Annotated in this window: 23 protein-coding genes; 13 read left to right on the forward strand and 10 right to left on the reverse strand. The window is 64.1% G+C overall.

From position 1 onward, the window contains the following. Positions 1–46: 46 nt before the first annotated feature. The 8 genes from dusB (at position 47) to hflX (ending at position 10155) form a co-directional block, all read left to right on the forward strand. Positions 47–1075, forward strand: a complete 1029-nt coding sequence (gene dusB / locus LB538_RS13510; RefSeq protein WP_224530165.1) for a tRNA dihydrouridine synthase DusB — start codon at positions 47–49, stop codon at positions 1073–1075. Then, positions 1072–2214, forward strand: coding sequence for a two-component system sensor histidine kinase NtrB (locus tag LB538_RS13515; RefSeq protein ID WP_140843396.1), 1143 nt, complete (start codon positions 1072–1074; stop codon positions 2212–2214). Before dusB ends, LB538_RS13515 begins: the two co-directional genes overlap by 4 nt. Beyond that, entirely contained in the window at positions 2211–3671 is a 1461-nt protein-coding gene (ntrC, locus tag LB538_RS13520; RefSeq protein WP_095765457.1) for a nitrogen regulation protein NR(I), read from the forward strand. The genes LB538_RS13515 and ntrC overlap by 4 nt, the downstream gene beginning before the upstream one ends. A gap of 121 nt (positions 3672–3792) precedes the next feature. Then, positions 3793–6084: a sensor histidine kinase NtrY-like gene (locus LB538_RS13525; protein ID WP_224530171.1), complete on the forward strand. Its 2292-nt coding sequence runs from the start codon at positions 3793–3795 to the stop codon at positions 6082–6084. Then, entirely contained in the window at positions 6074–7435 is a 1362-nt protein-coding gene (locus tag LB538_RS13530; RefSeq protein ID WP_095765455.1) for a sigma-54-dependent transcriptional regulator, read from the forward strand. Before LB538_RS13525 ends, LB538_RS13530 begins: the two co-directional genes overlap by 11 nt. Before the next feature lie 81 nt (positions 7436–7516). Further along, a complete protein-coding gene (locus LB538_RS13535) occupies positions 7517–8380 on the forward strand; it encodes a D-amino-acid transaminase (protein WP_224530173.1) in 864 nt (287 codons plus the stop codon). 143 nt (positions 8381–8523) lie between these two features. Next, positions 8524–8769 carry an RNA chaperone Hfq gene (hfq, locus tag LB538_RS13540; RefSeq protein ID WP_006202172.1) on the forward strand — a complete coding sequence of 82 codons (246 nt, stop codon included), beginning with the start codon at positions 8524–8526 and terminating at the stop codon, positions 8767–8769. Next, positions 8770–10155 carry a GTPase HflX gene (gene hflX, locus LB538_RS13545; RefSeq protein WP_224530175.1) on the forward strand — a complete coding sequence of 462 codons (1386 nt, stop codon included), beginning with the start codon at positions 8770–8772 and terminating at the stop codon, positions 10153–10155. Between the two features lie 8 nt (positions 10156–10163). Here hflX and mazG read toward each other — a convergent pair whose 3' ends face one another. Together mazG and LB538_RS13555 are read right to left on the reverse strand one after the other, a co-directional pair. Continuing rightward, on the reverse strand, positions 10164–10988 hold the full coding sequence (gene mazG / locus LB538_RS13550; protein ID WP_224530177.1) for a nucleoside triphosphate pyrophosphohydrolase: 825 nt from the start codon (positions 10986–10988) through the stop codon (positions 10164–10166). Positions 10989–11058: 70 nt separating this feature from the next. Next, on the reverse strand, positions 11059–12243 hold the full coding sequence (locus LB538_RS13555; RefSeq protein ID WP_224530179.1) for an aromatic amino acid transaminase: 1185 nt from the start codon (positions 12241–12243) through the stop codon (positions 11059–11061). A 133-nt stretch (positions 12244–12376) separates the two neighbouring features. On the opposite strand from LB538_RS13555, the gene LB538_RS13560 reads away from it, so the two are divergent. From LB538_RS13560 to LB538_RS13580, 5 genes are all read left to right on the forward strand, one after another. Continuing rightward, a complete protein-coding gene (locus tag LB538_RS13560) occupies positions 12377–12910 on the forward strand; it encodes a sigma-70 family RNA polymerase sigma factor (RefSeq protein ID WP_411909014.1) in 534 nt (177 codons plus the stop codon). After that, positions 12907–13680 (forward strand): anti-sigma factor family protein, encoded by a 774-nt coding sequence (locus LB538_RS13565; RefSeq protein WP_095765449.1) that lies wholly within the window; start codon positions 12907–12909, stop codon positions 13678–13680. Before LB538_RS13560 ends, LB538_RS13565 begins: the two co-directional genes overlap by 4 nt. 36 nt (positions 13681–13716) lie before the next feature. After that, entirely contained in the window at positions 13717–14433 is a 717-nt protein-coding gene (locus LB538_RS13570; RefSeq protein WP_095765448.1) for a Bax inhibitor-1/YccA family protein, read from the forward strand. A 179-nt stretch (positions 14434–14612) separates the two neighbouring features. Beyond that, entirely contained in the window at positions 14613–15488 is an 876-nt protein-coding gene (locus LB538_RS13575) for an aldose 1-epimerase family protein (RefSeq protein WP_224530183.1), read from the forward strand. Between the two features lie 3 nt (positions 15489–15491). Continuing rightward, complete coding sequence (locus LB538_RS13580; protein WP_224530187.1) at positions 15492–15902, forward strand: hypothetical protein; 411 nt, start codon at positions 15492–15494, stop codon at positions 15900–15902. Between the two features lie 16 nt (positions 15903–15918). On the opposite strand, the gene LB538_RS13585 is transcribed toward LB538_RS13580, so the two are convergent. From LB538_RS13585 to tmk, 8 genes are all read right to left on the reverse strand, one after another. Further along, a complete protein-coding gene (locus LB538_RS13585; protein ID WP_224530190.1) occupies positions 15919–16833 on the reverse strand; it encodes an agmatinase in 915 nt (304 codons plus the stop codon). Between the two features lie 32 nt (positions 16834–16865). Next, entirely contained in the window at positions 16866–17363 is a 498-nt protein-coding gene (locus LB538_RS13590; RefSeq protein ID WP_224530192.1) for a class I SAM-dependent methyltransferase, read from the reverse strand. Positions 17364–17516: 153 nt separating this feature from the next. Then, positions 17517–18359, reverse strand: coding sequence for an alpha/beta fold hydrolase (locus LB538_RS13595; RefSeq protein WP_224530195.1), 843 nt, complete (start codon positions 18357–18359; stop codon positions 17517–17519). A gap of 337 nt (positions 18360–18696) precedes the next feature. Beyond that, positions 18697–19518 (reverse strand): MBL fold metallo-hydrolase, encoded by an 822-nt coding sequence (locus LB538_RS13600; RefSeq protein ID WP_224530197.1) that lies wholly within the window; start codon positions 19516–19518, stop codon positions 18697–18699. 3 nt (positions 19519–19521) lie between these two features. After that, positions 19522–20316: a TatD family hydrolase gene (locus LB538_RS13605; protein WP_224530199.1), complete on the reverse strand. Its 795-nt coding sequence runs from the start codon at positions 20314–20316 to the stop codon at positions 19522–19524. Beyond that, positions 20316–21866, reverse strand: a complete 1551-nt coding sequence (gene metG, locus LB538_RS13610; RefSeq protein ID WP_224530201.1) for a methionine--tRNA ligase — start codon at positions 21864–21866, stop codon at positions 20316–20318. Before metG ends, LB538_RS13605 begins: the two co-directional genes overlap by 1 nt. Positions 21867–21993: 127 nt before the next feature. Further along, entirely contained in the window at positions 21994–23049 is a 1056-nt protein-coding gene (locus tag LB538_RS13615) for a DNA polymerase III subunit delta' (RefSeq protein WP_140843365.1), read from the reverse strand. Continuing rightward, positions 23046–23720 carry a dTMP kinase gene (gene tmk, locus LB538_RS13620; protein ID WP_140843363.1) on the reverse strand — a complete coding sequence of 225 codons (675 nt, stop codon included), beginning with the start codon at positions 23718–23720 and terminating at the stop codon, positions 23046–23048. The genes LB538_RS13615 and tmk overlap by 4 nt, the downstream gene beginning before the upstream one ends. Between the last annotated feature and the right edge of the window lie 34 nt (positions 23721–23754).

The raw sequence follows: 23754 nt of genomic DNA on the forward strand, positions 1-23754 counted from the left end.
TCTGGCTAGAGAATGTGCAACGATCGAACATGCTTGGTTTTTGTGCATGGCTGAACTGACCAAATTGGCATCGCCTCTTGATGTCGGCGGCGTGAAAATCCGTAATCGGGTTTTCCTGGCGCCGATGTCGGGCATCACCGACGAGCCGTTCCGGCAGCGCGCGCACGCGCATGGCGCGGGATTGGTCGTTTCGGAAATGGTGGCGAGCGGCGAACTGGCCAAGGGCAGGGCAGGCTGCGACCTTCGCATCCGTCATTCCGGTCTGCCGGTGCATATGGTGCAGCTTGCCGGCCGCGAGGCCGCGCACATGGCTGAGGGCGCGCGAATCGCGACGGGCGAGGGCGCCGATATCATCGACATCAATATGGGCTGCCCGGCGAAGAAGGTGACCGGCGGCTATGCCGGCTCGGCGCTGATGCGCGACCTCGACCATGCGCTGTCGCTAATCGAGGCGGTGGTCGGCGCCGTTTCGGTGCCGGTGACCGTCAAAATGCGGCTCGGCTGGGACGAAAGCGCGCTCAACGCGCCGATGCTGGCGCGCCGCGCCGAACAGGCCGGCGTCAGCATGGTGACCGTGCATGGCCGCACGCGCTGCCAGTTCTATCAGGGCAAGGCCGACTGGCGCGCCATCGCCCGCGTCAAGCAAGCCGTCTCGATCCCGGTCGTGGCCAATGGCGATGTCGGCTCGCCGGAAGAGGCGGCGACAATCCTCGAACAGTCCGGCGCCGACGCGGTGATGATCGGTCGCGCGCATTACGGCGCGCCGTGGATTGCAGGAAGCATCGCCTCAATTGCCGGTGGTGTATCTGCGCCCGGCATTCCGCACGCGCCGCAGGCGCTCGCCGAATACGTCACCTTGCATTACGAGGACATGCTCTCGCTCTACGGCATAGAAAGCGGGCTGCGTCAGGCGCGCAAGCATCTCGGCTGGTATCTCGACCGTCACGCTGCCGATGTCTCAGCCGAGCAGCGCAAAGCCATTCTCACGTCCTTCAAGCCGGGTGAAGTCGTGGCCGAATTGTGCCGTGTCTTCGCCGATGGCGCGCACCCGGACAGCCTGCGGAGCGCGGCATGAAGGCGGACGTGCCACAGCAGGCCGATATGGCGGATGCCGCCAATATCGTGCTCAACACCATCCGCCGCCCGGTGATCATGGTCGATCCCGACGGCTTCATCACATTCGCCAACGCCGATGCCGAGGACTTCTTCCGCTCCAGCGCGAATATGCTCGCGCGCAACACGCTCTCCAAGCTGGTGCCCTTCGGCAGCCCGTTGCTGACGCTGGTCGACCAAGTGCGCGAACGCCGCGCGCCGGTCAACGAATACCGCGTCGACGTCTCGTCGCCGCGCCTCGGCATCGAAAAGATGGTCGATCTCTACGTCGCGCCGGTGCCGGAATTTCCGGGCTCGGTCGTCGTCATGTTCCAGGAACGCTCGATGGCCGACAAGATCGACCGCCAGATGACGCATCGCGGTGCGGCGCGCTCCGTCACCGGTCTTGCCGCGATGCTGGCGCATGAGATTAAGAACCCGCTCTCCGGCATTCGCGGCGCCGCCCAGTTGCTCGAGCTTTCCGCCTCCGATGAAGACCGCGCGCTGACCCGCCTGATCACCGACGAGACCGACCGCATCGTCTCGCTGGTCGACCGCATGGAAGTGTTCTCCGATGAGCGGCCGATCGAACGCTATCCGGTCAACATCCATGTCGTGCTCGACCATGTGAAGGCGATTGCCAAGAACGGTTTTGCAAGACGGATCAAGATCTTGGAGGAATATGATCCATCATTGCCTCCGGTCTTCGCCAACCGCGATCAACTGATCCAGGTCTTCCTCAACCTGGTCAAGAACGCCGCCGAGGCGATCGGCGCCGACCCGCAAGGCGAGATCGCGCTGTCGACGGCCTTCCGCCCAGGTATCCGCGTCTCGGTACCCGGAACGCAGGACCGGGTGTCGTTGCCGCTGGAATTCTGCGTGCATGACAACGGTCCAGGCGTTTCCGAGGACATCCTGCCGATCCTGTTCGATCCGTTCATCACCACCAAGCCGAACGGCTCCGGACTTGGCCTTGCGCTGGTCGCCAAGATCGTCGGCGAGCATGGCGGCATCATCGAATGCGATTCGACGCCGCGCGGGACGACGTTTCGCATCCTGCTTCCAGCCTGGAAGGAGGCCGCACCAAGCGCCGGCGATGAAGCTGAAGGAGACCGCACATGACCGCTCGCGGCAATATTCTCGTCGCCGATGACGATGCGGCCATCCGCACCGTGCTCAACCAGGCGCTGTCACGCGTCGGCCACGAGGTGCGCGTGACCTCCAATGCCTCGACGCTGTGGCGTTGGGTTGCGGCGGGCGAGGGCGATCTCGTCATCACCGACGTGGTGATGCCCGACGAAAACGCCTTCGACATGCTGCCGCGCATCAAGAAGGCGCGGCCCGAGCTGCCGGTCATCGTCATGAGCGCCCAGAACACGTTCATGACCGCCATCCGCGCCTCCGAGACCGGCGCCTACGAATATCTGCCGAAGCCGTTCGACCTGACGGAGCTGCTCAACATCGTCAGCCGGGCGCTGGCCGAGCCGAAGCGGCCGAAGCTCGATGGCCGCGCAGAAGACCAGCCGGAGACGATGCCGCTGGTCGGCCGATCCGCCGCCATGCAGGACATCTACCGCATGCTGGCGCGCATGATGCAGACCGACCTCACGGTCATGATCAGCGGCGAGTCCGGCACCGGCAAGGAGCTGGTGGCGCGCGCGCTGCACGAATATGGCCGCCGTCGCGGCGGCCCGTTCGTGGCCATCAACATGGCGGCGATCCCGCGCGACCTGATCGAATCGGAATTGTTCGGCCACGAGAAGGGCGCCTTCACCGGGGCACAGAACCGCTCCAGCGGCCGGTTCGAACAGGCCGAGGGCGGCACGCTGTTCCTCGACGAGATCGGCGACATGCCGATGGAAGCGCAGACCCGGCTGCTGCGCGTGCTGCAGCAGGGCGAATACACCACTGTCGGCGGCCGCACGCCGATCAAGACCGACGTCCGTATCGTCGCGGCCACAAACAAGGACCTGCGCACGCTCATCAACCAGGGCCTGTTCCGCGAGGACCTGTTCTATCGTCTCAACGTCGTGCCGCTCAGGCTGCCGGCGCTGCGCGAGCGTTCCGAGGACATTCCCGACCTGGTGCGGCATTTCTTCAAGCAGGGCGCCAGCGAGGGCCTGCAGACCAAGCGCATATCCTCCGGCGGCATCGAGCTTATGAAACGCTATCCCTGGCCCGGCAATGTGCGCGAGCTTGAAAACCTGGTGCGCCGACTGGCCGCCCTCTACTCGCAGGACGAGATTTCATCGGAAATCATAGAATCGGAGCTGAAAACCGGCGAAAGGCCGGTAGTGCCGGACGGCGGCGCGCTCATCCCTGACGATCTGTCGATCGGCCAGGCGGTCGAGCATTTCCTGCAGCGCTACTTCGCCTCCTTCGCCGGCGAATTGCCGCCGGCCGGGCTCTACCAGCGCATTCTTGCCGAGGTCGAGTATCCGCTGGTGCTGGCTTCGATGACGGCGACGCGCGGCAACCAGATCAAGGCGGCGGAGCTTTTGGGGCTCAACCGCAACACGCTGCGCAAGAAGATCCGCGAGCTCGGCGTCAACGTCTACAAATCAGCCAGGCAGCCGTAACGTCACCTCGTCCCGTCGGTGAATTTTGTCTGGGAAAGATTATCTTCCCGGCCACACTTGTTGCATAATCGCCACAATGCGTTGCATACATCCGACGCGATGACCGACTCTGTACCGCGACATGGCAGCTGAGGCTCCGACCCTGACCCAACCGCTTTTCAACCAGACCGGCACGCGTGACGGGCGACGGTTGCTGGCGTTGCCCGGCGTGGTCGCCATTGCCGGCGCGGTGATCACGGCGGCCATATCGTTTGCGATCCTGGTCGGCGCAACGCCGATCGCGCCGACCGCTGACGCGACCTGGGCCCTGATTGCGGCCAATGCCGTCTTTGTGCTGTTCCTCATCGCCTTGATCGCCCGCGAGGTGCGTCGCATCGTTCTGGCACGGCGCCACGGCAGGGCTGCCTCGCGGCTGCATGTGCGCATCGTCGCCATGTTCGCACTGGTTGCCGCCATTCCGGCCATCATGGTGGCGATCATCGCCTCGATCACGCTCGACATCGGCCTCGACCGCTGGTTCGAAATCCGCACCAAGACGATCGTCAACTCGTCGCTGTCGATCGCCGACGCCTATGTGCAGGAGAACGCGCGTAACCTGCAGGGCACGACATTGTCGATGGCATACGATCTCGATGCCTCGCGCACGCTTTACGGTCTCGACAAGGGCGGTTTCCTCGATCTGTTGAACAAGGAGGCCGTCGGGCGCGGCCTGGCGCATGCGGCCCTTATCAAGCCGGACGGCTCGTTCGTCATGAACGCCAAGACCGACGCCGACTTCCCCATGCCCGAGCCGCCCCCGGGCGCTGTCGACACCGCGGCCGAGGGCAAGCCGGTGCTGATAGAACCGCGCACCCGCAACATCATGGGCGCCATTATCAAGCTGCGCGAGATCGAAGGGCTTTACCTCTACACGATCCGGCTGGTTGATCCCGACGTGATCAAGGCGCGCCAGATCGTCAGGGGCAACACCGACGAATACCGTAATCTGCAGGACAATCGCCGGACCTCGCAGGTCGCCTTCGCGTTGCCTTATCTGTCGCTCACGCTGATCATCACACTTTCGGCGATCTGGACCGGCATCGCGGTCGCCGACCGGATCGTGCGGCCGATCCGCCAGCTGATCGGCGCCGCCGACGAGGTGGCGACCGGCAATCTCGACGTTGCCGTTCCAGTGCGCCAGTCCGATGGCGACGTCGCCTCGCTCGGCGAGACCTTCAACAACATGATCCTGGAGCTCAAGTCGCAACGCAACGAGCTGCTCTCGGCCAAGGATCTGATCGACGAGCGCCGGCGTTTCTCCGAGGCGGTGCTTGCCGGCGTCACTGCCGGCGTCATCGGCGTCGACCCCTACGGCATCATCACCATCGTCAATCGCTCGGCCGAGACCATGCTGACGATTTCGGCGAATGCGACGCTCGGCCAGAACCTTTCGACAGTCCTGCCGCTTGTCGGTCGCGTGTTCGAGATCGGGCGGCAGTCCGGCAAGCCGGTCTATCGCGAGCAGGTGACCTTCTTCCGCACCGGTCTGGAGCGCACCTTCAATGTCCAGGTCACAGTCGAATCCGGCGACGACGGCGAGGAAGAGAAATCCTATGTGGTGACGGTCGACGACATCACCGATCTCGTCCAGGCGCAGCGTTCGTCGGCCTGGGCCGATGTGGCGCGGCGCATCGCGCATGAGATCAAAAACCCGCTGACGCCGATCCAGCTTTCGGCCGAGCGCATCAGGCGCCGCTACGGCAAGGTCATCACCGAGGACCGCGAGGTCTTCGACCAGTGCACCGACACCATCATCCGCCAGGTCGAGGACATCGGCCGCATGGTCGATGAATTCTCGGCCTTCGCCCGCATGCCGAAGCCGGAGATGAAGGCGATCGACCTTCGTGAGTCGTTGCGCGAGGCGTCCTTCCTGGTCGAGGTCAGCCGCTCGGACATTGCCTTCCAGCGCGACTTCGGCAGCGAGCCGTTGAAAGGCACTTTCGACAGCCGCCTGATGGCTCAGGCCTTCGGCAACGTCATCAAGAACGCGGCCGAGGCGATCGACGGACTTGATGCGCAGGACCGTTCGGGCGGCACAATCCGGATTCAGGCTGGACGGCAAGATGGCGCCATACGAATCGACGTTATCGATAACGGCAAGGGGCTGCCGCGCGAGAATCGTCAAAGGCTTCTCGAGCCCTATATGACGACGCGCGAGAAGGGCACCGGGCTTGGCCTCGCTATCGTCAAAAAGATCGTGGAGGACCATGGCGGCCGTCTCGAATTGCACGACGCGCCAGCGGATTTTCATGGCGGCCGGGGCGCGATGATCTCGATCATCCTGCCCCCGGCCACGATCGTAGCCGCGCCGCCACGCGGTGAAGGTCGAAGCGAACACGAACGAGAAACTGAAAAGGTCGGTAATGGCGTCTGACATTCTCATCGTCGATGACGAGGAAGACATCCGCGAACTTGTCGCCGGTATATTGAGCGACGAGGGTCACGAAACCCGCACGGCCCATGATGCCGACAGCGCGCTTGCGGCGATTGCCGATCGCGCGCCGCGGCTGATTTTCCTCGATATCTGGCTGCAGGGCTCGCGCCTCGATGGCCTGGCGCTGCTCGACGAGATCAAGACCATGCATCCGAACATGCCGGTGGTCATGATCTCCGGCCACGGCAACATCGAAACGGCGGTGTCGGCCATCCGGCGCGGCGCGTATGATTTCATCGAGAAGCCGTTCAAGGCCGATCGCCTCATCCTGATCGCCGAGCGCGCCCTGGAAACGTCCAAGCTGCGGCGCGAGGTCTCCGACCTCAAGCAGCGCAGCGGCGAGACTTTCGACCTGATCGGCATGTCGTCGGCGATGAGCCAGCTGCGGCAGACCATCGAGCGCGTCGCGCCGACCAACAGCCGCGTCATGATCATCGGCCCCTCCGGCTCAGGCAAGGAGCTGACGGCGCGCGCCATCCACACGCTGTCGTCTCGCAAGTCCGGTCCGTTCGTCACGCTGAGCGCGGCCACCATCACGCCCGAGCGCATGGAGATCGAGCTGTTCGGTACCGAATCGAACGGCACCGAGCGCAAGGTCGGCGCGCTGGAGGAGGCGCATCGCGGCATCCTCTACATCGACGAAGTCGCCGATATGCCGCGCGAAACGCAAAACAAGATCCTGCGCGTGCTGGTCGAGCAGCAATTCGAGCGGGTAGGCGGCACCAAGCGCGTCAAGGTCGATGTCCGCATCATTTCCTCGACCTCGCAGAACCTCGAAGCGATGATCGCCGACGGCCGCTTCCGCGAGGATCTTTACCATCGCCTGGCGGTGGTTCCGGTCATAGTGCCGGGGCTCGCTGAGCGGCGCGAGGACATTCCCTACCTCGTCGACAACTTCATGAAGCAGATCGCGCGCCAGGCCGGCATAAGGCCGCGCCGCATCGGCGACGATGCGCTGGCCGTGCTGCAGGCGCACAACTGGCCGGGCAACGTTCGCCAATTGCGCAACAATGTCGAGCGGCTGATGATCCTGGCGCGTGGCGAAGACGCCGATGCGCCGATCACCGCTGACCTTCTGCCGTCCGAGATCGGCGACGTCATGCCGCGTACGCCCAACCAGTCGGACCAGCACATCATGGCGCTGCCGCTGCGCGAGGCCCGCGAGCAATTCGAGAAGGATTATCTGATCGCCCAGATCAACCGCTTCGGCGGCAATATCTCGAAGACCGCCGAGTTCATCGGCATGGAACGATCGGCACTCCACCGCAAGCTGAAGTCGCTGGGTGTGTAGCGAGCCCTTGGCCCACGCGATTGTTCATTACGGCAGGGGCGGAATCGCCTAAGAAAGCCGGACATTTTCCTGAGGATGCCCATGCCGCGCATTGCCTATGTCAACGGCCGCTATGTCGTCCATGCTCAAGCCAGCGTCCATATCGAGGATCGCGGCTACCAATTCGCGGACGGCGTCTATGAGGTCTGCGAGGTGGCGCGCGGCCATATCGTCGACATGCCGCGCCATCTTGCCAGGCTCAAGCGCTCGCTGAAGGAACTGTCCATCGCCTGGCCGGTCTCGGAAAGCGTCCTGCCGATGCTGTTGCGCGAAGTGGTCAATCGCAACGGCGTGGTCGACGGCCTTGTCTATGTGCAGGTGACCCGCGGCGTCGCCAGCCGCGAGTTCGTGTTTCCGCCCGCGGGCACAAGGCCTTCCCTGGTCATAACCGCCAGGAAAGCCGATCCGGCCGCGAGCGCGAAGCGGGTGGAGACCGGCATTAAGGTGATCACCGTCCCGGAGAATCGCTGGGACCGCGTCGACATCAAGAGTACTGGCCTCTTGCCCAATGTGCTCGCCAAGCAGAAGGCCAAGGAAGCCGGCGCGCAGGAAGCGTGGTTCGTCGACACCGACGGCAACGTCAAGGAAGGCGGCTCGTCCAACGCCTGGATCGTCACCCGGGAAGGCGTCCTCGTGACCCGGCCGGCCGAGCACGGCATCCTGCGCGGCATCACCCGCACGACGCTTTTCGATGTCGCCGCCAAGCTTGGCCTCAAGATCGAGGAACGCGGTTTTTCGGTCGCCGAAGCCAAGGCCGCAAGGGAAGCATTCATCAGTTCGGCGACCACAATCGCCATGCCGGTGGTCGAAATCGACGGGGCGCCGATCGCAAATGGCCATCCCGGTTCGATGACACTTTCGTTGCGGCAGGCCTTTTTTCACGTTGCGGAAAAAAGTCCAGCCTGATAACCGCACAACTGGAAGTAACCTCAACTATCTCATTCTGCTTGCCATTGTGTCGGCAAGAGGGGGTTTGCGCGCTTGACAGGTGCCTCGTAATTTGGCGCATTGGCCCGTAAACCGAAGGGGATCGGCGAAAGACAAGAAAAATGGCGGAACGATCGCAAAACCTTCAGGACCTGTTCCTGAATTCAGTTCGCAAGAGCAAAAATCCACTTACCATCTTCCTCATCAACGGTGTGAAGCTGACTGGCGTCGTCACTTCGTTCGACAATTTTTGTGTGTTGTTGCGGCGCGACGGGCACTCCCAGCTCGTCTACAAGCACGCTATTTCCACGATCATGCCGAGCCAGCCGGTTCAGATGTTCGATGGCGAGGAAAGCCAGGGCGCCTGATTGGCACGTGATAAGGACGCGGACCGCAGCGTTCGCGGAAAACAAGGACATCAACTCGGGCCGGAATCCAAGGATCCGACCCGCGCAGTGGTCATTGTGCCGGTGCTTACCCGCCAGCCGCGCGACGATGAGTCGAGCCGTCCGCGCCTGAGCCGTTCGGCGGATGCACGCCACGACGAAGCGGTCGGACTTGCCAGCGCCATCGACCTCAACCCGGTTCACACCGCGGTGGTGACGGTTGCCGATCCGCGGCCGGCCACGCTGCTCGGCAGCGGCAAGGTGGCCGAGTTCGCGGATATCGTGAAGGAGCGCAAGGCGGAGCTGGTCATCGTCGACCATCCGCTGACGCCGGTGCAGCAACGCAATCTCGAAAAAGAACTGAACGCCAAGGTGCTCGACCGCACCGGGCTCATTCTCGAGATCTTCGGCGAGCGGGCGCGCACCAAGGAAGGCACGCTGCAGGTCGAGCTTGCGCATCTTAACTACCAGAAGGGTCGTCTGGTGCGAAGCTGGACCCACCTCGAGCGGCAGCGCGGCGGCGCCGGCTTCCTCGGCGGTCCGGGCGAAACCCAGATCGAATCCGACAGGCGCATCCTGCAGGACAAGATCACCAAGCTGAAGCACGAGCTGGAGACGGTTCGGCGCACGCGCGACCTGCACCGCGCCAAGCGCAAGAAGGTGCCGTTCCCGGTCGTGGCGATCGTCGGCTACACCAATGCCGGCAAGTCGACGCTGTTCAACCGGCTGACCGGGGCAGGGGTGCTGGCCGAGGACATGCTGTTCGCGACGCTCGACCCCACCTTGCGGCGCGTGCGGCTGCCGCACGGCACACCGGTTATCCTGTCGGACACGGTGGGCTTTATTTCCGACCTGCCGACGCATCTGGTGGCCGCCTTCCGGGCGACGCTGGAAGAAGTCGTCGAGGCGGATCTGGTGCTGCATCTGCGCGACATCTCCGATCCGGACACCGCCGCCCAGGCCGAGGACGTCGAACGCATCCTCGGCGATCTCGGCGTCGACGCTGCCGATGCGAACCGCGTGATCGAGGTCTGGAACAAGGTCGACCTGCTTGACGAAGGCAATCGCGAGCGCCTGCTTGCCGAGAGCGCCAGCGGCAAGGCGCCGCCGATCGCGATATCGGCCGTCACCGGCGAAGGAATCGACGCGCTGAAAGCGCTCATCGAGACGCGCGTGTCGGGCGAGCTGGAAAAGATGACGGTGACATTGAGCCCTGCCCAGCTTGGCCAGGTCGACTGGCTCTACCGCAACGGCGACGTCGTTTCGCGCACCGACAATGAAGACGGCAGCGTCACGCTCTCGCTGACAGCCACGCACAGCGCCAGGCAAGAGATAGAGAACCGCCTGCATCGCAGGAGCGGCAGCTAACCGGCTGTTTATTTGGTGCTTTTGGCCTGCTGCCAGAGCGCTTCCATCTCGTCGAGCGTTGCCTTCTCGAGCGACTTGCCCGCGGCCTCCAGAGCCTGTTCGACATAGTGGAATCGCGAACGGAACTTTTCGTTGGTGCCGCTGAGCGCGGCTTCGGAATCGAGCTTGAGGTGGCGGCCGAGATTGACGATAGCAAACAGCATGTCGCCGAACTCGTCCTTGATAGGTACGGCGTCACCGGTGGCGAGCGCCTCGCGCAATTCGCCGATCTCTTCCTCTATCTTGTCGAGGATGGGAGCTGCCTCGCTCCAGTCGAAGCCGACGCGTGCCGCCTTTTCCTGCAGTTTCAGGGCACGCGTCAGGGCAGGGAGCGCTACCGGCACGCTGTCGAGATAGCCCTTGCCGTGATCCTCCGGGTCGAGACCACGGGCGATGCGGGCATCGCGCTTCTCGGTTTTTTCAACCGCCTTGATCTTCTCCCACATGCCCTTGGCCATGCCGGCGCTGCGCGCCTTCTCGTCGCCGAAGACGTGCGGATGGCGGCGGATCATCTTGGTGGTGATGGCCTCGACGACATCGCCGAAAGCGAACTCGCCGATCTCCTCAGCCATCTGCGCGTGATAGACGACCTGCAGCAGCAGATCGCCCAGTTCCTCGCGCAGATCGTCGAGATCACCGCGCGCGATCGCATCGGCCACTTCATAGGCTTCCTCGATCGTGTAGGGCGCGATGGTAGCGAAATTCTGCTCGACATCCCAAGGGCAGCCGGTCTTCGGCGCCCGCAGCGCCGCCATGATCTCGATCAGCCGGGAAATGTCCTTGGAGGGCTTCATGATTTGAGCCTATCCCGCGGTCAGCGTCCGACCAATCCTGGCCGGACACCGAAGCGAGTTGTCCACAGCCTCAGTCGAGCACCGAGACGATCGCCTTGGCGAGATCGTCCATGCCGTCCTCCGGCAGGCCGGCCACGTTGATGCGACTGTCGCCAACCATATAGACGGCATGGTCGGCGCGCAGGCGTTCGACCTGCGCCTCGGTCAGCCCAAGTCTCGAAAACATGCCGCGATGGCTGGCGACGAAATCGAAGCGGTCGGAGTTGGACTGCCGGCGCAACGCCTCGGCGAAAGCGACGCGCAGCCTGAGCATGCGCAGCCGCATCTCCTCAAGCTCCGTCTCCCAGTCCTTTTTCAGGCCGGCGTCTTCGAGCACCATGCGCACCGCTGCCGCACCGTGATCCGGCGGCATCGAATAAAGCGCGCGCGCCGCGGCCAGCATCTGGCTCATCGCCACATCCGCCGGGGCGCCGTCCTTGGCCATGATCATCGCCGCGCCCACGCGGTCGCGATAGACGGCAAAATTCTTCGAGCAGCTCGAGGCGACAACCATATCCGGCACCTTGTCGGCCAGCAGCCGCAGGCCGGCGGCATCGGCGTCGAGGCCCTCGCCAAAGCCCTGATAGGCGATGTCGACGAAAGGCATGAGGCCGCGATCCAGCAGGACATCGGCGACCTTGGCCCACTGCGCGATATCGAGGTTCGCACCGGTCGGGTTGTGGCAGCAGCCATGCAGCAGCACGACGTCGCCGCTGTTGGCAACTTTCAGCGCCGCCAGCATCTCGTCGAAGCGGACTGCGCCCGATGCGGCATCGAAATAGGGATAGTCGCGAACTTGCAGACCAGCGGCGCGCATCACCGGCAGATGGTTCGGCCAGGTCGGATCGGACAGCCAAACCGTCGCGCCGGGGCGCGTGCGTTGCACGAGCTCGGCCACCAGCCTGAGCGCGCCCGATCCGCCCGGCGCCTGTGCCGTGCGGATGCGCGAATGGTCGGCCTTCTCGCCAAAGGCGAGCTTGATCATGGCGGCGTTGAAGCCGGTGTCGCCGGCAAGGCCGAGATAGGTTTTGGTGTCCTGGCTCGCCAGCAGCCGCTTCTCGGCCTCGCGCACCGCGCGCATCACCGGCGTCTTGCCGTCGATATCCTTGTAGACGCCGACGCCGAGGTCGACTTTGCCGGGCCGTGGGTCGTTGCGATAGAGGCCGATCAAGGCAAGGATCTTGTCGGCGGGCGCGGGCTGCAGGGTCTCGAACATCGAAAAGGACTCCAATGGCGGCGGAGTGATACGCAAATCGATCCTGTCGCGCCAGCGGTTTCCGCTGTGGCGGCGACACGAAAAGAAATGCCGGGCAGGGGATTAAAACCCCTACATGCTCCGTAAACAGGGCATGAAACGGTCGATGGCACGCTTCGATATCGTCGGGCAGTTGGGTTCGCTGCGGCGCTATGCGCGCTCGCTGACGCGCGACAGCACTGAGGCCGAGGATCTCGTCCATGACGCTCTGGTGCGCGCCTATGAGCGGCGCGCGACCTTTCGGTCAAGCGGCAATCTGCGCGCCTGGCTCTTGGCGATCGTGCATAACATCTTCATCGACCGCGTGCGCTCGCGCCGCTCCGAGGCGGCGCGCATCGAACAGGCGGGCCTTGTTGCCGACCAGAGCGTGCCAGCGTCGCAGGACCATTCGGTTCGCCTGTCGCAGGTCCGGGAAGCGTTTCTTTCGCTGCCGGAGGAACAGCGCTCCGCGCTGCACCTCGTCGCCATCGAAGGGCTTTCCTATCAGGAGGCCGCCGAAGTCATCGGCGTGCCGCTCGGAACGCTGATGTCGCGCATCGGCCGCGCGCGTGCCGCGTTGCGCGAGATGGAAGAGGGCGCGGCGCCGAAAGCCAGGCCTCATCTCAGGATCGTGGGAGACGATCAATGACTGCTATTGTCGACCCCGTGACCGATGCCGATCTCGACGCCTATGTCGACGATCAACTGGATGTCGCCCGCCGCATCGAGGTCGAGGCGCACCTCGCCGCGCGCCCGGAAGTGGCGGCGCGCGTGATGTCCGATCTGAGGACGCGCGACGAGCTGCGCGTCGCGCTTGCCGGCCCTGTCGGCAGGGCGCGTCCGGCCACGACAGAAGCGGCGCGCCGGCTGGAAAGAGGCCTTGCCAGGGGACGCATGCTTGCCGTTCTGCAGCGGGCGGCGGCCGCGGCCGTGCTGGTCGCGGCAGGCTGGCTGGCCAACGGCGCCTTCGGCCCGATCGCCGTGACCAAGGTGGTCGCCTCGACGCAGCCGCCGGCCTATGTCGAGGATGCGGTCCGGGCGCACAGGACGACCTTGGTGCGCGAGACGATGCCGTCGCAGCAAGAGGCCCCGGGCTACGATCCCGACGAGATTCGCGCCGCCACCGCGATCGTCATGCCGTCGCTGCCCGACGACTGGAAGATTCGCGACGTCCAGGTCTATCCCTCGCAATTCGGGCCGAGCGTCGAGGTGGCAGTCGACACCAAGGACCTCGGTCTTGTCTCGTTGTTCGCCATCAGGCCGGGCAGGTTCGATGTGGTGAAGCCGACGATCGCGCCCTCCGACGACATCTCAACCGCGTATTTCCAGATCGGCGAGGTCGCCTATGCGGTGGTCGGACGCGGCGACGCCGGCAGCCTCGACCGTGCCGCCGAGAAACTCGCCAGAACTCTCTACTGAAAACAAACCCTCTACCGAGAACCAAGGAGAAACCGAATGAACAGCCCCAATCTGGGATACCGAATGGGCACCGGCGTCCAGGCCGGAGCCGTCTATGATGAGGGCCTGCGCAAGCACATGCTGCGCGTCTACAATTATATGGGCCTCGGCCTCGTCGTTACCGGCCTCGTCGCCTTCTTCGTGGCCTCGACGCCGGCGCTTTATGTACCGATCTTCTCCAGCCCGCTGAAATGGGTGGTGATGCTGGCGCCGCTCGCCTTCGTCATGCTGTTCTCGTTCAGGATGCAGACCATGTCGGCCGCGAGCGCGCAGGCGATGTTCTGGGCCTTCTGCGCGGTCATGGGCCTGTCGCTCGCCTCGGTGTTCCTCGTCTTCACGTCGACCAGCATCGCGCGCACCTTCTTCATCGCCGCCACGATGTTCGGCGCCACCAGCCTTTACGGCTACACCACCAGGCGCGACCTGACGCAGTTCTCGTCCTTCCTGATCATGGGCCTGATAGGCGTGGTGATCGCCAGCCTGGTCAACCTGTTCCTCGGCTCGACCGCGCTGCAGTTCGCCATCTCGGTGATCGGCATCGCCGTGTTCATTGGCCTGACCGCCTGGGACACGCAGACGATCAAGGAGCAATATGCCGAGAATTTCGATGCGGAATCGCAGCAGAAGCTTGCCGTCTTCGGCGCCTTCTCGCTCTATCTGAACTTCATCAACATCTTCCAGCTGCTGCTGAATTTCACCGGCGAGCGCGAATAGGCCGGACCGCAGCAGGCAACACTGCTGACCTCGCCACGGCCGGAGGGAAACCTCCGGCCACTTTTTTGTCGACTGCGCACCAAGCGTTGACGACCAAGGGGCGATCTGCCTGCCGCGCTTGAGTTCACGCGCGGCCTTTTGCTAGCCTGCCGGCCAAACCTGCCAGCCGCGAGGATGCAATGGACCAGCTGACGCTTCACGCTGACGGCATTTCGGCGACCATCGTCGGGCAGGGGGCCGAACTGGTCTCGCTGCGCGATGGCGAAGGCACCGAGCTTCTGTGGCAGGCAGGCCCCGCCTGGCGTCGTCATTCGCCCGTGCTGTTCCCAATCGTCGGCCGGCTCAAAGGCGATCAGCTGCGGCATCGCGGCCAAACCTATCCGATGACGCAGCACGGCTTTGCCCGCGACCGGCGCTTTGCCTGGGCGGAGCAGGGGCCGGCCTCCTGCACATTGGTCCTGACGGACGACGCCGAGACGCGAACGCACTATCCCTTCGCCTTTCGTCTCGCCATCAGCTACGAGCTGAAACCACGGCAACTCGGCGTGACCTTCGAGATCGCCAATACCGGCGACGAGCCTCTGCCGGCCTCGATCGGCGCGCATCCGGCGTTCAACTGGCCGCTGCTCCCGGAACTGCCGAAGGAAGCCTATCGGGTGACCTTCGCCGAAAACGAGCCGGCGCCGATCCGCCGCCTGAAGGACGGCCTGTTGTTGCCGGCGCCGCAGCCGACGCCCATCGAGGGCAGGACGCTGCCGCTATCCGAAAGACTGTTCGACGACGACGCCGTCATCCTCGACAAGCCGGTGAGCGAGAGCGTGCGCTACGCCGCCGACCGCGGGCCGGCGATCGGGATGTCGTGGCAGGGAATGAACGCGCTGGGCGTCTGGTCCAAGCCTGGCGGCGCACCCTTCCTGTGCATCGAGCCCTGGCACGGCATCGCCAGCCCCATCAATTTCGACGGCGAATTCGCCGACAAGCCGGGCGTCATGCTGATCGAGCCGGCCGGCCGGCGCGTGCTGAGTTACCGGATCGGCCTCAGCCGGGAACCGTAGGGCATGGCATACGCCATCAAGACCCAGATCCAGGACCCAGCGGCGGAGAGATTCGTGTTCGCCGCCCAGAAAACCATGTATGGCGGCAAGCGCATCGCCGAGGGCGACGTCATCTACCTGTTCGCCAGCGAGAACGAAGGCGGGCGAGGGCTTGTGGCGCGCGGCGTCGTGACATCCTCCGAGGCCACCCCCAGGAGTCCGGATCTCGAACGGCAGACGCCGCGCGTCAACGTTGCCGTCCGCCGCACCGCCTTGGCGACGAGACATCTGGGCCGCAATGAGCTCAAGCGCTTCAAGGATTGGAAGGACGGCCGGCCCGAGACCGAGCTCAATTTCAAATTCTACCGCCAGGCGACCAACAAGATCGTCGGCATCTCGGACGTGACGGCGGCGTTTCTGAACTGCTTTTTCTAGACCATCCGATCGGATCTCAGCCGGTCTGCCGGACAATGGCGCCGATCGCGTTGACAACAAGACGCGACGCGGTGATGGCCGACAGACCGTCAATGTCAGCGGGAGGATAGAGCTCGACAAGGTCGAATCCCGCAATCCTCGCCCGCTTGCCGAGGCCTGCGATCAGGTCGATCGGCTGCGTGTAGCTGAGGCCGCCAGGCGTGCGCGCGGCCACGCCCGGCATGATCGATGGATCGAGGCTGTCGCAGTCAAGGGTGACGACGACGCGCGCGCCTTCCGGAATATGCCGCAAAGCGGCTTCGACGCCCTGGGCGTGAACCTCGCGAGCCGTGACGAAGCGGCTGCCGTAGCGCCGCGCCGCTTCAATTTCGCCGATGCGTGCGCTGCCGACACTGCGCAGGCCGACCTGCACCATGCCGGCGACATGCGCCATCTCGCTCGCCCGCCGCATCGGGCTCGAATAGCCGTAGCGTTCGCCATGCACCTCGTCGCGCCAATCGATATGGGCGTCGATCTGCAGGATCCAGATTGGCCCGTGATCGGCAAAGCCGGCGAGGAAGGGAATGACGACGGAATCGTCGCCGCCAAGCAGGATCGGCACCGCCGGCAGTACCAGCACCTCGCGCGTCTTCGCCTCGATACGGGCCCGGTTGCCGGCATTGTCATGCATGGTGGTCAAGACATCGCCGGCATCGACGCAGCAGACCGGTCCGCCATCGAACAGCGGGCCGCCGAGGTCGAAATCCCAGTGCTCCGTCAGCGGAATGTCATCCTGGCTTGCAGCTCGGATGGCGTCAGCGGCCGAGGCATGGCCGCTGCTGTTCTGACCGCGATAGGTGCTTCCATGACCCGCCCCGAAGATCACGGCTCGCGGCACGCGCCCGTCGGCGAGGCGATCGGGAAAGCCGAGAAAGGAAGGCGAAGCGGTCATTTTCTGGATGCTTTCTTTGTTGCGCCGCGGCGCTATGGCAGCTTGGGGCAGGGTAATTGCTTCGGCCTGGAGTTTTGCGGCGCTTCGCGGAACATCAAGCCACGCACCAAATCAATCTCTTTCAGCGGATCGCCGCCGTCGATGAAAAGCCTGCCATGCGGCTGCAGCGCCGCCTTGATCCGCGTCAGGGCCGCACGGTGGGCCTCGGGGTGACGCCCGTCGAGCGCGCCGACCCGCATGGCGAAGGCGATGTCAAAAAGAGCCTCGTCAGCACTCAATGCGAAATCTTCGATTGCCGCATGCCTGAAATCAAGGCAGCCCCAAGCCATCTCATCAGCCGATCGCGCCCGCGCCAATCGGATTGCCTTCTCCGAGCGGTCGATGGCCAGAATGAAGCCGCCGTCGATGCGGCGAGCGACATCGCGAGCGGCAACGCCGGGACCGCATCCGATCTCCAGGACGCGAAGTCCCGGCTTCAATGGAAGCGCTTCGACGAAGGCGGATATCCGATCTGAGATTCCGGCAGCCATGAAAATAAATTATCCAACCTGGCCTGCGCCAGGCAAGCGAGAGACGACGCCGAGCGGAAATGGACTGACAGGGCAGCGGCCAGAACTTTGATGCCGGACAATGTAGTCCTCAGGGTCGGCCGCGTTCTGGTCGGCCAGACCTCAAGGACTGTTCTATTGCCGTTTCAGGAAGTCGACCATCAACGACGCAGCTTGGTTGGCATGCGTTTCCAGCAGGAAATGAGGCCCGTCGAGAATGTGTGCTTCCATCCTCGGCAGGGCCTGCATCCATGACAGCGTCTCTGCCAGGTCGAAGAACGCGTCATGCCGGCCCCACAGCATCAGGGCGCGAGGCTGTCTGTGCTGCAGATAGTCGGCAATCGCGTCGAAGCGAGCGACGTAGTTGCCATAGTCCGCAATGAGCGCGCGCTGCGTCTCCATGCCTCCGGGGCGCTGCATCACGCGCCAGTCTTCCTCCCAGTTCTCGTGCGGAATTTGTGCGGCCACATCGTCGGGAACACCTGCCACATACTGGTCTCGCGTGCCCTCGAAGGTCAGATGCGCGGTGGCTTTCGCTTCATTGTCTGGGTTCGGATTGGCCCAAAAGTCCTGTGTCGCCTTCCAGGATGGCCCCATTCCGCTCCGATGCGCGTTGGCGTTCTGGATGATCAAGCCCAACACCGCGTCGGGAGCCCGCATGGCTATCCGCAGCCCGACCGGCGCGCCAAAGTCATGAAGGTAGATGTAGCGGGGGCCGACCGAGAGGTGGCTGAGCAACTCCGAGATCGCATCGGCAAAACCATCGAAGGACGGCTCGGGCAGAGCATCGGACATGCCGAACCCAGGCATGTCGGGAGCAACCACATAAGCCACCTTCGACAATGCGGGAATGACGCGGCGAAAGGTCCTGGAGGAACTCGGAAAACCGTGAAGAAGCAGAAGAGCCGGTTTGGAGCGCTCTCCAGCCGCGAGGAAAGACAATTCCGTGCAGCTTGCCAACTCAATCCGTGAATGCATGCAAAGGTCCTCAAACCGCTCACCAGGCCAACGCGAGGTTCGGCGGTTGAGTTCCGAGCACTTGCTGCCGCAATGAGGGACGAATTCTGTGCGTACCCGTCAATGCGCAACAGCTCCGTGCGGCTGGCGAGCAGGGCTGTGTGACATCGCTTTCGACATCTCCGTGGCCATATAGGAAAGTCGCATAAGATAGATTATGGAACTGAGGCGTGGCGGGCACGTCCAGGAATTGCTGCGGCTTTCGCTGCCGGCAACAAACGCCGCGGCAGCGCTTCGACTTCGAGATCGCTGCAGAAGGTTCAACAGACAAACTGCGGCGCCGACTGAACAGCTTTCGCTACCGCTCTGACTCGTAAGGAATTTCGATCGCCATGCCGTCATAGGCCGGCACGACATGCTCCGGCGTCTCGGCCATCACAATAGCGTAGTCGAGCGGCACATGCATATGGGTCAGCACGGCGTTCCTCGGCGTCAGCTTTTCGATCCACTCCAGCGCCTGGCCAAGCGACAGATGACTGGGATGGGTGTTGTACTGCAGCGCGTCGATCACCAGCGTGTCGAGGCCGCGCAAACGCTCAATGGTGGCGTCCGGAAAGCCGCTGATATCAGGGCAATAGGCAAGCCCGCCGATGCGGAAGCCGAGCGAGATGATGTCGCCATGGAACTGCGGCAGCGGCTCGAGGGTGAGGGGACCCCCCTCGCCTTCGATCACGACCGGCCTGGCGTGATCGATGATGTGCGCCTTGACGATCGGCGGATAGGAACTGCCTGGCGGCGTCTCGAAGCAATAGCCGAACGCCTGGCGCAGCCGCAGCATGGTCGGCTCGTCGGCATGGATGTCGATACGATGGCGTTGCTCGAGCACATAGCCGCGCAGATCGTCGATGCCGTGGATGTGGTCGGCATGCGGATGCGTGTAGACGACTGCATCGATGCGCTTGACGGAGGCCAGCAGCATCTGCTCGCGGAAATCCGGCCCGGTGTCGATGACGACCGTGGTGCGCGCGCCGTTGGCAGCAATCCGCTCGACCAGGGCGGCCGTACGCATGCGCCGGTTCTTCGGGTTCTTGGGGTCGCAATTGCCCCAATCACCGGTGATGCGCGGCGTGCCGGGCGATGAGCCGCAGCCAAGAACGGTAAAGCGCAGCCGGTCGCTCATGCCTCAGCCCGCAGCCGTTTCGGGACGCGGCATTTTGGTGAACAGCCTGAAGAAGTTCCCGGTGGTAATATCGGCGATCTCGGCCTCGCTGACGCCGATGGTCTCGGCGAGCACCTTGGCCGTGTTCGCCACATAGGCCGGCTCGTTGCGTTTGCCGCGATGCGGGACCGGCGCAAGGTAGGGCGCGTCGGTCTCGACCAGCAACCGGTGGCGCGGCACATCGGCGGCGATGGCGCGCAGTTCGGCGGAGTTCTTGAAGGTTAGAATGCCGGAGAAGGAGACATAGCCGCCCAGCGTCACGCCGACTTCGGCCAGCCTGCGTCCGGACGAAAAACAGTGCAGGATAAAGGGGAAGGCGCCCTTCCCTGTTTCGTCCTCGAGGATCGACGCCATGTCGTCGTCGGCATCGCGTGCATGGATGACCAGCGGCAGGCCGGTGCGGCGCGCGGCCGCGATATGGGTGCGAAAGCCTTGCGCCTGCGCATCGCGCGGCGCCTTGTCATAGTAATAATCGAGCCCGGCCTCGCCGATCGCCACCACCTTGGGATGGCCGGAAAGCCGCACCAGCTCGTCAGTGGTGACGTCGAGCTCTTCCGCCGCATTGTGCGGATGGGTGCCGACCGAGCAATAGACCTCATTGAAAGATTCAGCAATTTCAAGGACCTGCTGAAATCGCTTAACCCGCGTCGAGATCGTCACCATGCGGCCGATTCCGGCGGCGAGAGCGCGGGCGACGACAGCCGTCCGCTCCTCGGCGAAGTCCGGGAAGTCGAGATGGCAATGGCTGTCGACCAGCATCAGCTATTGCCATCCTGCTCGACATAGCGCGGAAATACGCCCTCCGGCGCCGGCAAGGCAGTGCCTGGCTCCAGCGCGTGGTTGGCATGGACGTGCTCGAAAGCGCGGCTGTCAGCGGGCACGGCCAACAGGTCGAGCAGCTTGGCCGCCGATCCGGGAATGAAAGGCTGGCAAAGCAGCGTCACCCGGCGCACCAGCTCGGCCGTCGTCCACAGCACGGTTTCCATGCGCTCCGGATTGGTCTTGCGCAGCGCCCACGGCTCCTGAGAGGCGAAATAGCGGTCGGCTTCGGCAACAACGCCGAAGATCGCCGCCAGCGCCAGATGGATGCCCTGCTCCGCCATCGCCCGACGAGAAACGGCCAGCGCTTCGACCGCCTCGTCGAGGATCGCCGTGTCGGCCTCGGTAAGGTCGCCGCGCGCCGGCACCTTGCCGCCGCAGTTCTTGGCAATCATCGACAGCGAGCGCTGCGCCAGATTGCCGAGGCCGTTGGCAAGATCGGCATTGGTGCGGTTGACGATCGCCTCATGGCTGTAATTGCCGTCCTGGCCGAACGGCACCTCGCGCAGGAAGAAATAGCGCACCTGGTCGACACCGTAGTGCTCGACCATGGTGAACGGGTCGATGACGTTGCCGACCGACTTCGACATCTTCTCGCCCCGGTTGAACAGGAAGCCATGGCCGAAGACGCGCTTCGGCAACGGGATTCCCGCCGACATCAGGAAGGCCGGCCAATAGACGGCGTGGAAGCGCACGATGTCCTTGCCGATGATGTGCGCATCGGCAGGCCAAAACCGCCATTTCTCATCGTTTTCATTGGGATAGCCGACGCCGGTGATGTAATTGGTCAAGGCGTCGACCCATACATACATCACGTGCTTTTCGTCGCCCGGCACCGGCACGCCCCAGTCGAAAGTGGTGCGCGAGACCGACAGATCCTTCAGCCCCGATTTGACGAAGCTCATCACTTCGTTGCGGCGCTCGGCCGGACCGATGAAATCGGGCTGGCTCTCGTAAAGCGCAATCAGCCTGTCCTGGTAGGCCGACAGCCGGAAGAAATAGCTTTCTTCCTCGACCCATTCCACCGGCGTTCCCTGCGGCCCGTAGCGGACATTGTCGGGGCGAACCTCGGTCTCCTCCTCGCCGTAATAGGCCTCGTCGCGCACCGAATACCAACCGGCATAGCCGCCCTTGTAGATGTCGCCATTGGCGGCCATCGCCTTCCAGATCGCTTGCGAGGACGCGTAATGCCGCTCCTCGGTGGTGCGGATGAAATCGTCGTTGGAAGCGTTGAGCGCGGTGGCCATGCGCCTGAACTCGGCCGAGTTGCGGTCGGCGAGCTCGCGCGCCGTGATGCCTTCCTTGCGCGCCGTCTGCAGCATTTTGATGCCGTGCTCGTCGGTGCCGGTCAGGAAGAAGACATCCTTGCCGTCCAGCCGCTGGAAGCGGGCAAGCGCGTCGGTGGCAATCAGCTCATAGGCATGGCCGATATGCGGCTTGCCGTTTGGGTAGGAGATCGCGGTCGTGATGTAGAATGTGTTGCGTGACATGAATGAACCGTCATGAATATCTGAATGTGAGTTGTGGCGGTGGATATCGTATCGGAACGTCGATTGCCATCCCGAGGCCAATGCATGCCGCCCAAAACTGGGCCAACGGCATGCATCGAACGAGCCGTCACATTCGCATCGCAGAATTCAGGCGGTCGATCATGGTCAGGGCGTGCTGCTTCTTGTCGAGGTTGTAGGTCTCAGCCTCAGATATCGTGTTCAGCGCCTCGTGCCAAGCCTCGGACAGGGTTTTGGCCCGGGCGAGATCGCCGGCAAGCGCGGCGTCGCTGGCGGCGGTCGAAAGCAGGTCGAGCGCGCGACGGTTGAAGATGTCGAACTGGATTGCCTGATCGCGTCCCGCCACGGCTTCGGCAAGGCGATGGGCGCCGGCAATGTCGGGCTTCCTGGCCGCCACCAGCGTGTCGAGCGCGCCGGCGATCTCCAGCCCGCCATATTGGGTGAGCAGGATCGCGTTGCGGGCGCTGCCCCCTGCCCGCTCGGCGAGCGCCGCGCGCGCGCCCGGATCGTCCGGCGGCGGCGGCTCGACATTTTCCAGCACCGCCATCAGTTCGTCGGCGGCCAAAGGCGCCAGCCGCACCATCTGGCAGCGCGAGCGGATCGTCGGCAACAGGCTGCCCGGCGCATGCACCACCAGAATGAACAGGGTGCGCGCCGGCGGCTCTTCGAGATTCTTGAGCAAGGCATTTGCGGCGTTGGTGTTCATGTCGTCGGCCGGATCGACGATGACGACGCGGTAGCTGCCGTCATGCGAGGTCATCGACAGGAAGCGGCTGACCTTGCGGATCTCGTCGACGGTCAGCACCGTCTTGAAGCTCTTGGTCTTGTCATTGGCCGGACGGGTGAGGTGCAGCACCGAAGGATGCGCGCCGGTGGCGATCTGGCGAAACAGCGAGGAGGCCGGATCGGGAACGGCAAGCGTGTCGGGCGCCGTCTTGAAATCCGGATATCTCAGAAGATGATGCGCCATGTGGAACGCCAGCGTCGCCTTGCCGATGCCTTGGGGCCCGGCGAAAATCAGCGCATGCGGCAGCTTGCCGGTGCGGTAGGCGCTGGCAAGCATCCCTGCCGCCGTCGCGTGGCCGATCAGCCGCGGCGTTTCGGCGGGCTCGGGCACGCCGTCCAGCGTGTCGTGCTGTTCGGGGGCGATGCGTTCGAAGATCATGCCGGCGCCGTCTCAATCCTTTGCGCCGGCATCCGCTCTTCCAGCGCTGCGAAGACGGCGGCGGTGACGACGTTCTCCACCGTATCGGGATCGGCGGAGGCGTCGATGACGACGCAGCGCTCCGGTTCGGCCGCGGCGATGGCCAGGAAAGCCTCGCGCCGCCGCCGGTGGATGGCCAAAGTCTCCTTCTCGAAGCGATCGGCGGCGTCATCGGCGCCGCGCCGCGCGGCGGCCCGTTTCAGGCCTTCAGCGGGATCGATGTCGAAGATCAGCGTCATGTCGGGCATCATGCCGTTGATGGCCACCGCCTCCAGCGCCTTCATGAAATCGGCATCGAGCCCGCCGGTGACGCCCTGGTAGACGCGAGAGGAATCGATGAAACGGTCGCACAGCACGATCGAGCCGCGCTCGACCGCCGGCCGGATGACCTGCTCGACATGGTCGGAGCGCGCGGCGGCGAACAGGATCGCCTCCATCTTCGGGCCGAACGGCTCGGCCGCCCCGGACAGAAGCACATGCCTTACGGCTTCGGCGCCGGGCGATCCACCCGGTTCGCGGCTGACCAGGACCTCGTATTTCTTGGCGCGCATGCGCCGCGCCAGCCGCTCGATCTGCGTCGACTTGCCTGCTCCTTCGCCGCCCTCGAAGGTGATGAAAAATCCGCTCGCCAATCGAGACTGCCTTTGCCCGTGCTGGCCGCTGTCA

Source organism: Mesorhizobium sp. Ca11 (genome assembly GCF_020165275.1).
Taxonomy (GTDB): Bacteria; Pseudomonadota; Alphaproteobacteria; order Rhizobiales; family Rhizobiaceae; genus Mesorhizobium.